The following is a 15,495-nucleotide window of genomic DNA, read 5'->3' on the forward strand; positions in this document are numbered from 1 at the left end:
TCACTTCGCCTCCATTTTTGGTGGTAACTCAGCCGCTACTGCCTTGCCTCGTTCGACAATCTGTTGAAACACCTTGAAGTGCGCGTCAAGATCCGCACTGCCTTCCGGCTGGATCGTCGCAACGGTGTATGACCGCTTCATGGTTGCGGACACGTCTTCCGGCGCTAATTTTTTCAGCACCAGCAGCTGCGACACAATGTTCCCAGTCACACTGGCTTCGATCGGCCCAGCGCTGACCGGCATTTGGGTCAGATCCGCCGTTAGCTGCACTAACAACTGATTCTGGATCCCGCCGCCGAACATATGAATCTTCGTCAGCGGTTTTTCCGCAGCCTGTTCCAAGTTGAAAAGGGTTTGCCGATACGTCATGGCTAGACTTTCCAAAACGGTACGCATCAGCTGACCGCGACTTTGCGGCAACGGCTGACCGGTTTGGTGCAGGAAGGCTTCAATCTTTTCTTCCATCCGACTCGGACCGGTGAACAACGGATGATTCGGGTCAATGTAGCTGTGCAGGGATTCAGCCGCCTGCGCTTCTGCGGTCATTTTGCCAAAATCAACCATCTCGCCTTGATCGACCATTCCCGTTGTAACTCCTGCACGATCCACAAGCCGGTCACGTTTTGTAATAGGCGATTGCTACCGTCAAAGCAGCCCTCATTGGTCAAGCCGGCATCGGCTGCCGCCAGCGACACGATCGGCTTGACGGTTTTGCGGCCGATGATGGACCAGGTACCGCAACTGATAAACGCGGTTTGTTGCCAATCTTCCGACGTCAGCGGCAGCGCCAACACCGCCGCGGCGGTATCATGCCCGACACCATTGATGACCTGCATATCATCATTTAGCTGCAACTCCGCCTGAATCTCCGGCCGCAATGGTCCCAGCACGGCGCCGCCTGTCACCAGCTGACCAAACCAGCTCCGCGGAATGCCTAGCTTGTGCAAAACCGCTTCATCCCAGTCACGATTGGCAACATCAAGCAAACCACTTGTGCTGGCAATCGTAAAATCGGTCTGTTTGACCCCGGTGAAGAAATACCCAATCAGATTCGGCATCATCAACACATCCGCGCCTTCCGTCAGCAAAAATGGATAACGGGTCACATCGGCAAAAAGCTGCACATTGGTGTTGATCATGGCCGCCTGATTACCGGTTTCCAGAAACAGCTTGCACGGACTCATGCGCTGATAAAATGCCTTTTTGACGGCGTCGGTTCGCGAATCTCGGTAACTGTGCGGGGCAAATAACAGCTCACCGCGTTGACTCAGGATGCCATAATCAACGCCCCAAGTATCAATACTCATGCCGTCGATCCGCCCAAGATCCCGCCGCGCAATGGCCAGGCCATACTTGATTTCCTGGAAAATTTTCAGATAATCCCAGTACAGATGGCCATTCACCGCCACTGGCTGGTTGGAAAAGCGAAACTGCTCTTTTAAGTGAATTTGGTCACCATCAAACTGGCCGGAAATCAAGCGACCGGAACTCGCGCCCAGATCGACGGCAATTAAATTTGTTATTGCCATGGTTATCACTCATTTCCCAGCTATTTGTATAACGGACCAAAGTTCTTGCAGGCATTGAAGTCTGCCGCTTCGAGATTCTCCGTTCCTAGTGACGACCATGCCCGCGGCCGAAAAATGTCGGCTTCAGGAACATTGTGCATATTCACCGGAATCCGCAAAATCGAAGCTAAGGTAATCAAATCAGCACCGATATGCCCATAGCTAATGGCCCCGTGGTTGGCTCCCCAGTTGTCCATCACGTCATAAACCGACTTAAAGGCACCATGACCGGTTAAAATCGGTACAAAGAACGTTGATGGCCAACCCGGATCGGTCCGCTTGTTAATGATGTCGAAAACATTTTCCGGTAAATCAACGGCATAGCCTTCTGCCACTTGTAATTCCGGACCCACACCCTTGACCAGATTCAGGCGGGCCATGGTGACTGGCATGCCCTTTTCACCGCCGCGGGTGACATAGTTAGATGAAAAGCCACTGCCACGGAAGTAGCCAATGTTCGCTGGAATCCAGCGAGTGTGGTCAAGATTGGCCTGCGCTTCTTCTTCGCTCAAGTCATAGAACGGCTTGATCGCCGGCTGGCCGTCAATTGTCTCCTGACCGGTTGCATCAAGCGTTTGGGCACCGGAGTTAGAAAGATGCAAGAATCCATTCTTGGCTAATCCTTCAAGTTTGGTGCCAGTGACACGCTCAACGGCTTCAGGGCTCCAGTACGTCCGCACATCGGCAAAAATCTGCGGCGTATTGGTCAACAGGTAGTTGAACAACATGGATGTCGCATTCAACGAATCGTTTTCGGTCGCAAAAACATGCGGCTGATGAATGCCATTCCAGTCATACTGGGAATTCATGAAGGCTTCCATGTAGTCGCCATTAGGAAAATGATCCGTCCACTGCCGTTGCCCTTGGAAGCCGGCCGCAATCACGTTGTGCCCTTCTGCTTCTTCCTTGAAGCCCATGTCGGCAAGTTTCTTATTGCCATCCATGAGGTCACGAGCAATCATGGTCATTTTTACACAGGCAACAAGTTGCTCATGTTTTTGTTCGTCAGTAAATTTGTTCGGATCGTCTTCGTTGTAAATGTCTGGGCCAATCGGGGTATTCTTTTCGGCCCAGGCCAAGGCCTTTTCGAATTCTTCCTTATCATAAATGCCTTCGTCCCAGCGGCGAACAATTTCCGTCATGTCCACATATTCGTTACGCATGCCTAAGTATTCCTGGAAGAAATCAGGGTCAACGGTCGAGCCGGCAATTCCCATCGCAACACTACCGATCGACAGGTAACTCTTGTTGCGCATGATGCCGGTCGCCAGCGCACCTTTGGCAAACCGAATCAGTTTGGTTTTGACATCGTCAGGAATGCTGGTATCGTCGGCGTCTTGCACATCATGACCATAAATGCCGAACGCCGGAATCCCTTTCTGAGCATGCGCCGCTAACACGGCCGCCAGATAAACGGCGCCGGGACGCTCGGTACCATTGAAGCCCCAAATCGCGTGCGGCAGGTCCGGTGACATATCCATCGTTTCGCTGCCGTAGCACCAGCATGGGGTCACCGTAATCGTGCCACAAACTCCGGCGCGATCGAATTTTTCTTTCGACATTGCGGCTTCTTTAACGCCGCCAATGGTCGTGTCGGAAATCACCGTCTGCACCGGCGAGCCATCCGGATATTTAAGCGTCGCCGCCAAAAGATCCGCCACCGAATGCGCCATCTTCATCGTCTGATCTTCCAATGATTCACGAATGCCACGCCGCCGACCATCAATCGTCGGACGAATACCAATCTTCGGGAATGTCATGTTTGTCATTTGTTTTGCCTCCACATGTGCTGCTTGTCTAGTTACCATCTCGTTAATTTCATCAGCTGACTACGGCTTTTATGATAAGCGCTTTCATTCCACGCGCCAAGGGTTGGCAAAATGATTGAAACTTCGTCAAAAAAAGCGCCAATTTTCGTCATAGTTCATCAAGCTTGTGAACTTTTCTTCGCTAGGGTGGGTATACCAAAAGAAAATGGTTGGGGGGGTGACTCAATCAGAAGCGTGCTGCTGGGGTGTTCATGCTTGTAAAACTGATGGCACTTCACTGTATCTTATACAGGCGATTTCTTGATGTGAATTTGCTGATAGTATCAGGAATGTTTGTAGCACTTCAAAATAAATTATTTAATATAAATTCTTCTGAGTGTTAGTAGGATGCTAGTTAAGCAACACTTACCAGCAGGAAAATATACGTGAAGAATAAACCAATTCTTTTTTAGTGGTATCATAACTGTTGTTAACATTGCAGATACAGATGGTCGCCAACGTCGAAGCTATATTGTCAAAGGTGGTAGACATATTGAAACATCAAAAGAACGCTCAAATAAACGAAGATATGCTAAACAAGCTATACGATTTTGTCCTCGATCCCGATATCAAAGACCGTGAGCGAAAAATCGGGCTCATGGCAAAAGCCGATATAGAAAAAGGTAGATACAACGTCGCGGTTCTTCATCAGACGCTCGTTAGTTTACAGAGAGAGTCAATGCGTTTTGGTCTATCACGTGATGCAGGTAAATTTTATGATGATTTTGAAGTTCTCTATGATCAAAACCTGCCTTTTGGTACCAATCGCGGAGCATTAGGGACGTTGAGCAGTTATCTGGATTCGTGAGAGTGTAACAGGCAGTTGTGTTGCTTGCTACTGATGAGTTTGGTGCCTTCCGCACGCCACTAAATGAAAGCAAAAAGCGCTAATGCGTTGGAAAACAAACAATTATGAGAGACTGTGATAACCCGTGACGATTCAAAGAGATCCTTTGATCAAAAGAATCGCTTATATGGCACTGATGTACTTCGTGTCGCCGCTCCCGCAGTGCTTTTTATTGCTGATGGCTGATGGCAAAAGCACCTTGGCTTTAGTTGAACTTACGAACGCTTTTGTTTTCGCAGAGGCAGTCGTTATTTTCGCTGCGTATAGATTCGTCCGAAAAAACACAGGTACTGGCATTCTGCAAAAAGCCAGTCTTCACGACCTTAAATATATTTTCGGTGGCTATGCAGTTGTCCTGATGAGTAATTCCGTTTCCTAGATTGCATAATTAAAGTTACCACCCAGAAAATGTGAAAAAAGACCTGTCCGTTCTTGCTAAAATGGTGTTTGCATAACATACCATCTAGAGAGAAGGACAGGTCCCATGGCCATTATAACCTTAATTGAACGATCTCAGATAGAACTGATGCAACACCACACGATTCAATACATCGCCGCGACCTTAGGCCGCTCTCGTATTTCTATTAGGCATGAGCTTCACCGTTGCCCTGAAGGTGATTACTGCGCCATTATAGCTCAGGATCATGCCGATACTTGTCGGCATCGTTGTGGTCGGCACTCGATTTTAACGCCTAAGTTGAAGCGGATGGTAACTGAGAAGCTAAACCTGGGTTGGTCCCCTGAAATGGTCGGTTATGCCGTTCACTGTGCGCCACACACGATTTACCACTGGATTTATCAAAGACAAGTCGATTTTCAGCCAAGCCAACTCTTTGATCACGGTAAACGTCATAAAAGAAGACAAGACCTTCGGTCGCGCTATAACCAAGCAGTAGGCACCTCAATTGAGATTCGCAGTGAGTCAGCTAATCGGCGAACCGAAAAAGGACATTTAGAGATGGATACAGTTCGCGGTGGTCGCGGGTCAAAGGCTGCTGTTTTGACCATTGTCGATCGAGTGACACGTTTAATGGCGACAACTAAGCTTGAAAACTTATCACAAAATGCTGTTCTCAAGGGATTTGCAAGACTGATGGTGGACTTTCCGGGTCCGGTTCGATCAGTGACGGTTGATCACGGTAAAGAGTTTTCCTGCGATCAGGCGCTTACAAAGCGCTATCGGATACCGGTTTACTTTTGCCACGCCTATCACCCGAATGAACGGGGCACAAATGAACGGTTCAATCGAGAACTTCGCTACTATTTCCCGAAGGGAACACAGTTTGATCAGGTTTCAGAGACCGATATTCAACAAGCCACAGCGCTTATCAATAACAAACCTAGAAAATGTCTCCGTTGGCAAACCCCAGTTCAAGCAGTGAGCAAGCCTCTTTCTAGGTGGTAACTTTATTATTGCAATCTAGGGTTTTTACTTATCTAAACCACATAACAGGCAATCAAACGCAAACACCAAATAACCAAATCATCGTAAGATCCTTGTTCGACCATCACCAGCTGATGGTTAGTCTGTTTATCATTAGCATGGTGATCGTAACGCCAATCGTCGAAGAGTTGGTTTTTCGAGGAATGGTGTTTAGCCTATTTTTCAATTCAAATCAAGCTTGGATTAAAATCATGCTAAGTGCCCTTTTGTTCTCATCCGGGCATGAAAGCAACACAATTTTTGGATTCTTGATGTACGCCTTCACAGGAATCGTACTTGGATTTGTCTATTGGAAAAGTGGTAAGTTGCAAAACTCGATTGCGCTGCATGCCGTCATAAATATGGTTGCAGTGCTAGCCATATTTTTCCTTTAAGAGACACTTAAGAGACACTAAAACTAGGCTGAACTTCAAACTGGCCTTTAAATCCTTGCATTGAGTCTGTTAAACAATTTTGTTAATTGTGACGCTCGCAACGTGCTAATCTTTAAGCCAGAGTCAAACAAAGAGGCGCATGAATTTTCAAAACGGAAAATTCATGCGCCTCTTTGTTTGACAGCCCCATTGTCCGGCAATGTTCCAACCCACTAATCAAAACTCAAATGAACCTCAATCCCCATCTCTCGCAACCAATGGCGATCGGCCACACAATAGTTGTCGGCGCCGATGGTATGTAGAAAGGTGAGCATCTCCACAATATGCTGATACTCGTGCGGTTCGTTGCGGAGTGAATACCGCAATGCTGCCTCTATCATCCTGATGCGATATTTGAGGAAAATCGTGTCGGCGGTGGCAACCAGTCCGCGCAAGTTACCTAACAAGATGTTTGCCGTTGGTACGTCATGCTTTTCAATGGCTGCAACTGCCGCGTAGAACAGGCCGCTGGTGAATGGTTCCAGAAAAATATGGGCATGGGCGTGTTCGATTTCATGAATGGCTCTGATCAGACAATGCCTGCTATCTTCCGGATTGGCTAAGTAAATTGAAGCCGCAAACAGTTGGAACTCCAACAAAAACCAGCGGCCATTGCCAAGCAAATAGTGAATTACCGGCGCAATTGCGTGACCGCGATCCAACTTTTCGTGTTTGAACATGCTGCGATAAGTTTTGAGACCAGTGACAATCATTGCATTGATAGTGTCTGGCTTTCCTTCAAACGCATCAATTGTCTTGTCTAATTCACGCGTGTCTTCGGTAAGCGCAGCCTCAGCTAATGTTTGCCACATCTCGGGAATTTCGGTTGAGCCATCCACGAGTTCGGCAGTTTCCGGCAATGAAGCATGAACGCGCCGGAACAAGTCGCTGGCAAGCTCAATCGAAATCGTCTGACTGCCTCGTTCAAATCGCGAAATCGTGCTCAAACTGGTGCTGCCGGCAATGTCCGCCATCCGCAGCTGTCGCCGTTTGCGCATAGATGCCAGCAACAACCCAAAATTTGCAAATGTATCTGTCACGGCATTCACCTCTTCAGATTTTCATATATGCAAGTGAAGCTCCAAAAAAATTGTCATCGTCAATGTCCCATCGTATGCTTTTAGCATCGCGGACGTGTTGATGATAAGTGAAAATTTACCCGTTTCACAATAAACGTACGCTTCAATGAAGAAATTTGCGAGCAGAAAGACCGCGACAAGTGAATCTAAAACCTAGGCAAATGGCACTCGGACAAGATCTCATCAAAATGTTCGGCCGAGCGTTGTTTGCTTCTAACGAGGTGTTTATACATTGGCGTTTTTATGGCTGCGTTTACCGAAGAAACGAGTTGCTTTAGCCGGTGTCATTGCTTTATCGATCTGTGGGTTACAAATGGTTCAACTGCTAAAACCGATCCCGGTCGGCAGCTCTCCCTATACCCGTTGGCTGTCGATTGACCCTTTCAGTTTTTTACCAGTTATCTTTTTTATTTTGCTGCCTTTGATCGCCAGCATCCCCGCCGGAGCCTTGTTAAAAACGATGTTGATTCTGTCTTATTTGCAAAGGTTAAATTGCAATCCTCATTGCAAAAGGTCATGTGGTCCTATATCGGCATTGCCTTTTTAACCGGTTTTGCCATCATTGCATTGGCATTGTTGCTTAATTTTGCGTTCTACTTTACCGTTTTACCCAACATAAAACCAGACAACCTGTTGAACAGTAACATCCTGTTAATTAACCAAAACACGATATTGGTCAGTCTTTACTATGCCCACCCATTATTGCACGCTGCCATTTCCATCCTTTTTGCAAGCACTTGGGCGGGTCTGTTTTCTGTCTTTGTGACGGTGACGGCGATTTGGATCAAAAATGCCTTTGTTGTCATGAGCCTAGGACTGGTTGCGCAAATTGTTGTGCTGATGCTCAATAGCTTCATCAAATTACCTAATTCTGTCAGTTATTCACCAGCTGACTTTCTCCATGAAATGTCACCCACGGCCAATGTCAATCTCGCGGTCACTGGCATCGTCACTTTGCTGATGCTGATCTATTGCATTGTCTTTTCCCAAATCGGGGTGAAGCATCTTGTACCGTAATGTCATCCGTCAACAGAATCTACTCACGCATGCATTTCTCAAAATTTATGTCGTCTGTGCGGTGATCACGCTCATCATCAGTTTAATCGGCGGCAACAGCTTAAAACAAGAACTCATGTCACCGGAAAATCTGATCGTAATTATTTTCCCTCGCTACTTAATCTTTTGCGGACTGATTCCGACTTACCTGCTCGCATTACTTGCCACCACTCAGATTCGTTCGCAAGATATTCTGATTTATCAATCGCGAAAAGTGGTCGTTCTTCAAGTACTTTATCGGCTTTGCTTAATCACCATCATCATGGCTGGCGTTTGGACTGTTGGCACCTTTTTGACAATTACCATCAACCACCACTTTTATTTTTTAGCGGCAACCTGGTTCACAATTTTGGTACGCGCAGTTTGTTTGTGGACAGCGTGTTTTTTACTGGGAATGATTGCGATCACACTCACCTTTGCCGCCAAAAGCAAGCTAATCGCATTTCTCATTAGCTTTTCCATCAGCGCGTTATCTTTTTACCTTGCCACCGCCCATATACCTTCTTTGCTCTTCGACTTTGGCAGTGCAGATACAAACATCATCTTGATTGGCAAAGAAACCGTCATGTTAGGCGCTATTTTAGTGTTCGTTGCGATTATGACGCAGATTATCGGGAGGAGGGATCTATAGTGTGGCGACTGTTCCAAAATCACTTTCTCTTTTACTGGCACATCATTCGGATTCGTTTGCTTTTCTGGCTAATCTTTATGAACCTCGCCATCATCATTCTCACTTTCCAAATCGCTGGCAATCCCCACACATCCGTCATCAACCTGTTTTTTGATGGTACCAGTTACGCCATGGTTGAAACCCATCATGTTGTCTTGCCGATCTTGTGGTTTGTTTATTTCTTTGCCCCGCTTTTAATTTCGCTCAACAGCTTCAAACAGCTGTGGCAGGCACGCACGATGCACCTGCGTGGATTACAAATACCTCCGCGGCAGTTTGCCAATGTCAATTTGCTATTGCTGGGTTTCATCACAACGATCTATTGTGCGTCGACAATGACCTCAACGTTCCTAGCCTCAATCGCCACATCGCGAGCGGGGCTTTCCACCACTCCAGGGACCTTCAGCGAACTTCTTTGCCTTACTTGGCTAGGCGTTTTCACGCTCCTGTTGATTCAAACCATTGGCAATCGATTCAATCCGCCACTTGCCTTGATCGTTCCTGCCACCATCTTAATCGCGACAGCCTATACAGAAAATCGGTTTAACCCATTCAGTTTCTTGATGCTCAGCCGACTCCCAACCACAGGAACTTGGAACGCTATCCTAATTTGGCTCGGCATCGCCATCGCAATGACGCTGGGTTACGTCATCATTGACCGCAACATCAAAGTTAGCTTGAGGAGGACTTCATGACATTTATCGAATTACATCAGGTAGCTAAAGTCATCAAGCGTCGGCAACTCTTGCACCAAGTCAATGCCAAAATTGACCGCGGCAACATCGCAACACTTGAAGGCATCAACGGCTCTGGAAAAACGTTGATTTTAAAAGCGTTGCTGGGGCTCATCGCCGTCACTGGCAATGTAACAGTCGCCGGTAAAATCGTGCGGACGCAAGATGCTTACCCGATCAAAGCCGGTATTTTAATCGAAAACCCAAGCTTGATCGAGGACTTTACAGCAGCTAAAAATCTGGAACTGCTGGCTAGACTGGACCCTAATATCCAGTCATCGCAAATTCAGGAACTGTTGACTTATTTTGACCTCACAAGATTTCCCAAGCAAAAAGTTCGCAAGTTTTCTCTAGGCATGAAGCAGAAGCTGGGCATTGCAGAGGCGTTTTTAGGCGGCTATCCACTGATCGTCTTGGACGAGCCCACCAATGCGTTAGATCATGACGCTATCGGCAAGTTGGTCCAACTCATTCAAGATTATCATGCCAAAGGCGCCACTTTCATCATCGCCTCGCACGACCACGATTTTGTGGAGGAGGTGGCGACGCAAAAGCTATTGGTGAAGGAAGGGACGATCAGTGATGCGCACTAAACATAAACTTTGGCTGATTATTTTTCTGATCCTAATCATAGTGATGTCGATCGGTATTTTCCGTTACCACGAAGTCAATGCAAACCCCAAGTCACTCGGCGTCACCAAAGAAGTCTTCATTCAACAAAATCAACTCATTCATGCCAAGAATGTCGACTTCATGATTCGCAGCGCCCATGTCTCAAGAAGCAAAGACCAAATCTTGGTACCGGTTGAACTGACAATCAAACAAACCGGCCCGGCCGATTATGGGTATAAGAAAAATAACCCCAATTTTTTGGAAAACATGTGGCTGAACATCCCCTATAGCATCAGCACTGCAACGGCTGATGTCACGGATAAAGACAACCAGCGCATTCACAAAACCAAGCACCTTTTAGCTGCTAAGCAACCCATCACGCTGCATTTCATGACAACGCAAGCAAATTATGCGTTACGCAATCAGAAGATGAGATTCAGTTTTTTAGTGCCGGTGTCGAATCATTATGTGAAATATTCGCTGTTGCTAGAATAATTTGAGCTTACTTCTGCGAATCGATTCTCATACTATCCAACAATCCTCATCGCAATACACAAAAAGCCCCGATCGCTCGGGACTTTCTTTGTTTATTCAACCTTTACGCGTTACCTCAGACCGCCGCTCCCGTTCCTGCCACGGCAGTCGGTTTCGCTGTGGCCGATTACGGATCGCGGCCAACATGTCTGCCTGACGCTGGCGATCATCTTGAGCGTCACGGTTTTCCAACGTGGCCCATTCTTCTGCAGTTAACAGCGCAACGTTTTGCGGCAGGTTTTCCTTGAAGAACTGGCGGATATCGGCCTCGGGGTGATCAAACATCAAGGAGTAGCTGCCGCCTTTTTTAGACCAAAAGGTGACCATGGTACCTTGCTTGATGGTTTCAGTGATAACCCGATCATAGCGCCGGTAGTCACTTGCATGCGCGACCGAGCCATACGTGATCACTTTGGTTTTGCCTAACCCTTGGCAATACAGCCCGACGCTGGCCACCAGAATCGCCAGAATCACGAGACGGAGGTTGCTGATGGTGTTTGCCGACCAGAACAACGCAATGATTAATAGTGCTGCAACGATGGCGACCACGACTTTAAGCCAAGAGGACTTGGTTTTGATTTGCAGCTGTCGTTGCTGCTGCCACTCGAGATAAAGCAATCCGCCTAACAAGAGTGCCGTTGCTGTTACATCTGTCATCTCACTTGCCCCCTAGCTTTCAATCCGCGACTTTTACCATTCGGCAATTGTGCCGTCATAGTTCTTCCAAGATGGGTTGTTCCATACCAAGCCTTCCTGGGCAACTTCTTTAATCTTGTCTTCGTCCATATCAATACCGAGACCCGGGCCTTTTGGTAGTTGAACATAACTGTCTTTGTATTGGAAAATTTCTTTATTTTTCACAAAGTCGAGCAGGTCAAAGCCTTGATTGTAGTGAATGCCCAGGCTTTGTTCCTGAATAAACACATTTGGCGTGCAGGCGTCAACTTGCAGGGTTGCTGCGAGTGATACCGGTCCATACGGTGCATGCGGGGCAACGCCCATGTCAAAGGCTTCAGCCATAGCCGCAATTTTGCGGGTTTCCAAAATACCGCCACACAGCGCTACATCCGGCTGCACGATATCAATGGCCCCTTGACGGAATAAATTCTTGAAGTCCCAGCGCGTGTAAAGCCGTTCGCCGGTTGCCAGCGGAATGGAAACCTCGCGAGCAATGTCATCAAATGAATCCCAGTTTTCCGGTAACACGACTTCTTCCAGAAACATCGGATGATATGGTTCCAGCGCATGCGCCAGTACTTTTGCCATTGGCCGGTGAACCCGTCCGTGGAAGTCAATGCCGATTTCCAGCTTGTCGCCGACCTGATCACGGATGGAAGCAACGCGATCAACAACGGCCTGCACCTTGTTGTAGGAATCAATATAGTGCAGTTCTGAGGTGGCATTCATTTTAATCGCGGTGAAGCCTTTGTCGACCCGCGCTTGCGCCTGTTCGGCAACATCGGACGGGCGATCGCCGCCGATCCAGGAGTACACCCGAATGCGATCACGCGCTGCCCCGCCAAGTAGTTCGTACACCGGTAGATTAAGCGCTTTGCCTTTGATATCCCAAAGCGCCATCTCCAGACCGGAAATAATGGTGCCGTTAATCGGACCGCCGCGGAAGAAGGAGCGGTGCATCTCCTGCCACAGCCGTTCAATCTCGAACGGATCGCGGCCGATTAACTTTTTCCCCATTTCATAGGCGCCAGCGACAACGGTTTCCGTTTTGGTCCCGGAGATCATTTCACCCCAGCCCGTAATGCCTTCATCGGTTGACAATTTAACAAAAATCCATCGTGGCTTAACTTTGTAAACTTTAATATCTGAAAGTTTCAATTCAAAAATGCTCCCTTCAAAACAGTTTCAACGACGTTAACGATTAAGCTTGGGCACTTTTCTGGTTCTGGGCATCCATCGCCGCATTGACATGTTTGATCCCGTCAAAGAAGTACCAGACACCGGCGAAAATAATTAATAATACCGGAATCGAAATCAACGGATGCCAAGTGAAAGCGAAGTAAACCGCAAAGCTTTGAATCATCGAAGTAGCCGCAAATGATGAAATATACAGCGAGTTGGCACCAAGTTTAATGCCGACTGATTTGGCAATTTCCGTCAAAACCGGCGCTGTCGAAGTCCCGCACCACAGAAGCGAAGCGGTGACGACCAAGCCGATGATGATGTTCTTCAGCAAATTGCCGTTTGTCAGTGCCACAACCAAGGCCACCCGGAATGGCACAACCGCCAAATCAGCAAATGGCAAGACTTGGTTGCCCGGTAAGACCAATGCCATCAAAATCGTCAATGGAATGATGATCAAAGCGGTCGTGATAACATCGGCATTCCCGACAACCACGGCGGCGTCCAAGCCGATAAACAGCTTGCGGCCTTTGAACCGTTTTTCTGACCATTTTTGTGCGGAGTCGGAAATTGGCATTAAGCCTTCCATGAACAGTGACGTCATTTTAGGAATCAGGACCAAAACCGCCGCCATTGACACACCTAATTGCATAATCTTCATAAGGTTATAACCGGCGAAAAAGCCAATAGCCATCCCGATTAACAGCCCCATGATCATCGAATCACCGAAGAAGCCTAAATACTTCTGGGCATCGCGAATGGAGAACTTGTTGCGCCGCATAAACGGAATGCGATCCAGCAACCAATTCAACGGCCAAGCAATCACCAATGACGACAGCGCCGAGACAGTTGGCAAGGATACCCCAGGCATGCCGAAAAATTTTTCGGTCATCGGCTGTGACCAGTCGGCCAGCTTGAAGGTGACCAGCGCCATAACAATCGATGAACCTACGCCAAGTGCGATGTTCTTCGTGACGAAGTAAACCATGACGCCGACAATGGCCATGTGGTGATAGTTCCAAATATCCACGTCAAGCGTATGCGTGCGCTTGATAATCAAAAGCACAATGTTGACGGCCAAAATAGCAAAAATCAGAATCGCGATAATCGGTGATGCCCAAGTCACAGCGGCAATGGAGCCCCAGCCGACATCAAGTGCGATCAGATGGGCACCGGTTCGCTCAACCATGGCTTTGGCAGCCGGTCCGACATTGGTAGTCATGAAGTCCAGAATCAATTTGATCCCGGCAAAACCAATTCCCAACGTCAGCCCGGATTTAAACGCTTTGTCGATGCGCAGGCCAAAAATCATGCCGATAATCGTGATGATAACTGGCAGTAACACCGTTGGACCGGCGGCAATCAACCAGTTAAAGACGTCCATTACGATATTCATAAAACGTTTTCCCTCCAATTCCGTCAGGGGAGCCTGACCTTGTTGACGCACCTGCTTACTTGTCTTTAACCGTCTCGTAAATTTTGTTGAGAGTCTCTTGCGCCCCAACGCCGGTTAACAATGGCAGACCATGAATATATGGAACCCCGTGTGTTTGCCCTTCAAACTGGCCAGTCGTTACCAGCAAATCGTAGTTTTCGACTTTGCCGGGAACTTCCATTAACTTCGTCTGGGTCGTCTCAACATCGACCCCTTTTTCTGCCAAAAAACTCTTAATCTTCGACGCAACCACAGTTGACGTCGCGATACCATTACCACATGCAACTAAAATATGAGCAGCCATAATTTCCGTACCTCCATTTTTATTCAAACGTTTTCGCCAACAATTGATACAACCCATCCACATCCGCTGCATCCGCAATGGCGTGGCGTAACTGATCGTCTTGAATGACATCGACGATTTTCTGCAGCATCTCGACTTGGCCATGCGGTTCACCAATGGCCATCATAATGATGACATCCACGTCCAAGACGTTGTTGACATCCCCCATATCGTGAAACTTAACCGGATGCGCCAAGGTGGCGACCGAAATGGTGGTCTTTTTCACCAGCTGATAATTTGCATGGGGAATCGCTACGGTCGGTCGCGGTGATGGCAGGCCGGTCGGATACGTGGCTTCCCGATCAAGAATCGCCTGTTTATACCCTTCCTTGACGTAGCCTTGCGCAAACAAGTTGTCGGCAATCTGGCTCAACGCGTCCAGATTGTCCTTTGCCTCCAAGTGAGGCAGTAATAATTTTTTATCAATGACTAAATCAACCGCCACAGATCCAAGCCCCTTTCTATAGTGCGTATTTGATATCGACAAAGGCCTGCATAGAAGCCGCCAACCCGTCCACATTCCGGTTAGCCAAATCTTCAGCGTTGAACATTTTGGAACCGATGCCCAAGTAACTGGTCCCATGCGTCAACAGGTCTTTGGCATTTGCCAGCGACACGCCGCCAACTGCCATTAATGGCAACTTGCCGAGTGGGGCCTGAATCTCTTTAAAGAAGTCTGACCCGACCGTGGTTGCCGGGAAAATTTTGACAATGTCGGCGCCTTTTTCAAACATGTCGTGCACTTCAGTCGGCGTCATCGCTGCCGGCACCGTGATGACGTCATGCGCCTTAGCATAAGCGAAAATGTCGTCCGTGAATTCGATCGGACTCAGCATGAACTTGGCACCTTTGGCAATCGCTGCCTTTGCTTCGTCCAGCGTCGTGACGGTTCCGGTCCCGATGTGGATACGATCGCCATATTGGGCATTGCCATTCTCAATAATGTCGAGCGCATGTGGCGTATTCATCGTGACTTCAACACCGAACTGATTTTCAAAACCGGCCATGGCCTGCATGATCGCATCGGCCTGCTCCGGCGTGTAACCGCGCATAATCACGGTAAAAGTTGGATATTCAGATAATTCCATGGTG

General features: G+C 47.9%; 18 protein-coding genes and 1 pseudogene. 9 read left to right on the forward strand and 10 right to left on the reverse strand.

Annotated elements, in window-relative coordinates:
* Genes LBCZ_RS16445 through LBCZ_RS12700 form a run of 3 tightly spaced genes read right to left on the reverse strand, consistent with a single transcriptional unit; the run spans nt 1 to nt 3,337 of the window.
* Nucleotides 1-582 carry an FGGY-family carbohydrate kinase gene (locus tag LBCZ_RS16445; protein ID WP_225421695.1) on the reverse strand — a complete coding sequence of 194 codons (582 nt, stop codon included), beginning with the start codon at nt 580-582 and terminating at the stop codon, nt 1-3.
* Complete coding sequence (locus LBCZ_RS16450; RefSeq protein ID WP_225421696.1) at nt 543-1,529, reverse strand: rhamnulokinase; 987 nt, start codon at nt 1,527-1,529, stop codon at nt 543-545. Before LBCZ_RS16450 ends, LBCZ_RS16445 begins: the two co-directional genes overlap by 40 nt.
* Before the next feature lie 20 nt (nt 1,530-1,549).
* On the reverse strand, nt 1,550-3,337 hold the full coding sequence (locus LBCZ_RS12700) for an L-fucose isomerase (RefSeq protein ID WP_025013452.1): 1,788 nt from the start codon (nt 3,335-3,337) through the stop codon (nt 1,550-1,552).
* A gap of 568 nt (nt 3,338-3,905) precedes the next feature.
* Between LBCZ_RS12700 and LBCZ_RS12705 the strand changes: the two genes are divergently transcribed.
* The 4 genes from LBCZ_RS12705 to LBCZ_RS16455 all read left to right on the forward strand — a co-directional run bounded on the left by LBCZ_RS12705 (nt 3,906) and on the right by LBCZ_RS16455 (nt 6,041).
* Nucleotides 3,906-4,184, forward strand: coding sequence for a hypothetical protein (locus tag LBCZ_RS12705; protein WP_052253396.1), 279 nt, complete (start codon nt 3,906-3,908; stop codon nt 4,182-4,184).
* Between the two features lie 124 nt (nt 4,185-4,308).
* Nucleotides 4,309-4,602, forward strand: a complete 294-nt coding sequence (locus tag LBCZ_RS12710; protein ID WP_191978683.1) for a hypothetical protein — start codon at nt 4,309-4,311, stop codon at nt 4,600-4,602.
* 105 nt (nt 4,603-4,707) lie between these two features.
* Complete coding sequence (locus LBCZ_RS12715; protein WP_003574021.1) at nt 4,708-5,628, forward strand: IS30 family transposase; 921 nt, start codon at nt 4,708-4,710, stop codon at nt 5,626-5,628.
* A gap of 113 nt (nt 5,629-5,741) precedes the next feature.
* Nucleotides 5,742-6,041: a CPBP family intramembrane glutamic endopeptidase gene (locus tag LBCZ_RS16455; RefSeq protein WP_225421694.1), complete on the forward strand. Its 300-nt coding sequence runs from the start codon at nt 5,742-5,744 to the stop codon at nt 6,039-6,041.
* A 212-nt stretch (nt 6,042-6,253) separates the two neighbouring features.
* On the opposite strand, the gene LBCZ_RS12725 is transcribed toward LBCZ_RS16455, so the two are convergent.
* Entirely contained in the window at nt 6,254-7,120 is an 867-nt protein-coding gene (locus LBCZ_RS12725; protein ID WP_025013336.1) for a helix-turn-helix domain-containing protein, read from the reverse strand.
* 271 nt (nt 7,121-7,391) lie between these two features.
* Between LBCZ_RS12725 and LBCZ_RS12730 the strand changes: the two are divergent.
* The 5 genes and pseudogenes from LBCZ_RS12730 (at nt 7,392) to LBCZ_RS12750 (ending at nt 10,726) form a co-directional block, all read left to right on the forward strand.
* Nucleotides 7,392-8,176, forward strand: a pseudogene (locus tag LBCZ_RS12730) (hypothetical protein).
* Complete coding sequence (locus LBCZ_RS12735) at nt 8,166-8,846, forward strand: hypothetical protein (RefSeq protein ID WP_025013335.1); 681 nt, start codon at nt 8,166-8,168, stop codon at nt 8,844-8,846. The pseudogene LBCZ_RS12730 and the gene LBCZ_RS12735 overlap by 11 nt, the downstream one beginning before the upstream one ends.
* Entirely contained in the window at nt 8,846-9,580 is a 735-nt protein-coding gene (locus LBCZ_RS12740) for an LPXTG cell wall anchor domain-containing protein (RefSeq protein WP_080769625.1), read from the forward strand. Before LBCZ_RS12735 ends, LBCZ_RS12740 begins: the two co-directional genes overlap by 1 nt.
* Nucleotides 9,577-10,212 carry an ATP-binding cassette domain-containing protein gene (locus tag LBCZ_RS12745; RefSeq protein WP_025013333.1) on the forward strand — a complete coding sequence of 212 codons (636 nt, stop codon included), beginning with the start codon at nt 9,577-9,579 and terminating at the stop codon, nt 10,210-10,212. The genes LBCZ_RS12740 and LBCZ_RS12745 overlap by 4 nt, the downstream gene beginning before the upstream one ends.
* Nucleotides 10,202-10,726: a hypothetical protein gene (locus LBCZ_RS12750; RefSeq protein WP_025013332.1), complete on the forward strand. Its 525-nt coding sequence runs from the start codon at nt 10,202-10,204 to the stop codon at nt 10,724-10,726. The genes LBCZ_RS12745 and LBCZ_RS12750 overlap by 11 nt, the downstream gene beginning before the upstream one ends.
* A 96-nt stretch (nt 10,727-10,822) precedes the next feature.
* Here LBCZ_RS12750 and LBCZ_RS12755 read toward each other — a convergent pair whose 3' ends face one another.
* From LBCZ_RS12755 to LBCZ_RS12780, 6 genes are read right to left on the reverse strand one after another with little or no spacing between them, the layout of a single operon-like run.
* On the reverse strand, nt 10,823-11,422 hold the full coding sequence (locus LBCZ_RS12755) for a hypothetical protein (RefSeq protein ID WP_025013331.1): 600 nt from the start codon (nt 11,420-11,422) through the stop codon (nt 10,823-10,825).
* Nucleotides 11,423-11,455: 33 nt separating this feature from the next.
* Complete coding sequence (dgoD, locus tag LBCZ_RS12760) at nt 11,456-12,601, reverse strand: galactonate dehydratase (RefSeq protein WP_025013330.1); 1,146 nt, start codon at nt 12,599-12,601, stop codon at nt 11,456-11,458.
* Between the two features lie 43 nt (nt 12,602-12,644).
* A complete protein-coding gene (locus tag LBCZ_RS12765) occupies nt 12,645-14,021 on the reverse strand; it encodes a PTS galactitol transporter subunit IIC (RefSeq protein ID WP_039639887.1) in 1,377 nt (458 codons plus the stop codon).
* Between the two features lie 55 nt (nt 14,022-14,076).
* Complete coding sequence (locus tag LBCZ_RS12770; RefSeq protein WP_010490817.1) at nt 14,077-14,364, reverse strand: PTS sugar transporter subunit IIB; 288 nt, start codon at nt 14,362-14,364, stop codon at nt 14,077-14,079.
* A gap of 19 nt (nt 14,365-14,383) precedes the next feature.
* Nucleotides 14,384-14,848 carry a PTS sugar transporter subunit IIA gene (locus tag LBCZ_RS12775; RefSeq protein WP_025013329.1) on the reverse strand — a complete coding sequence of 155 codons (465 nt, stop codon included), beginning with the start codon at nt 14,846-14,848 and terminating at the stop codon, nt 14,384-14,386.
* Nucleotides 14,849-14,864: 16 nt separating this feature from the next.
* Nucleotides 14,865-15,491, reverse strand: coding sequence for a bifunctional 4-hydroxy-2-oxoglutarate aldolase/2-dehydro-3-deoxy-phosphogluconate aldolase (locus LBCZ_RS12780; RefSeq protein ID WP_025013328.1), 627 nt, complete (start codon nt 15,489-15,491; stop codon nt 14,865-14,867).
* Between the last annotated feature and the right edge of the window lie 4 nt (nt 15,492-15,495).

The organism is Lacticaseibacillus casei DSM 20011 = JCM 1134 = ATCC 393 (genome assembly GCF_000829055.1).
GTDB classification, from domain to species: domain Bacteria; phylum Bacillota; class Bacilli; order Lactobacillales; family Lactobacillaceae; genus Lacticaseibacillus; species Lacticaseibacillus casei.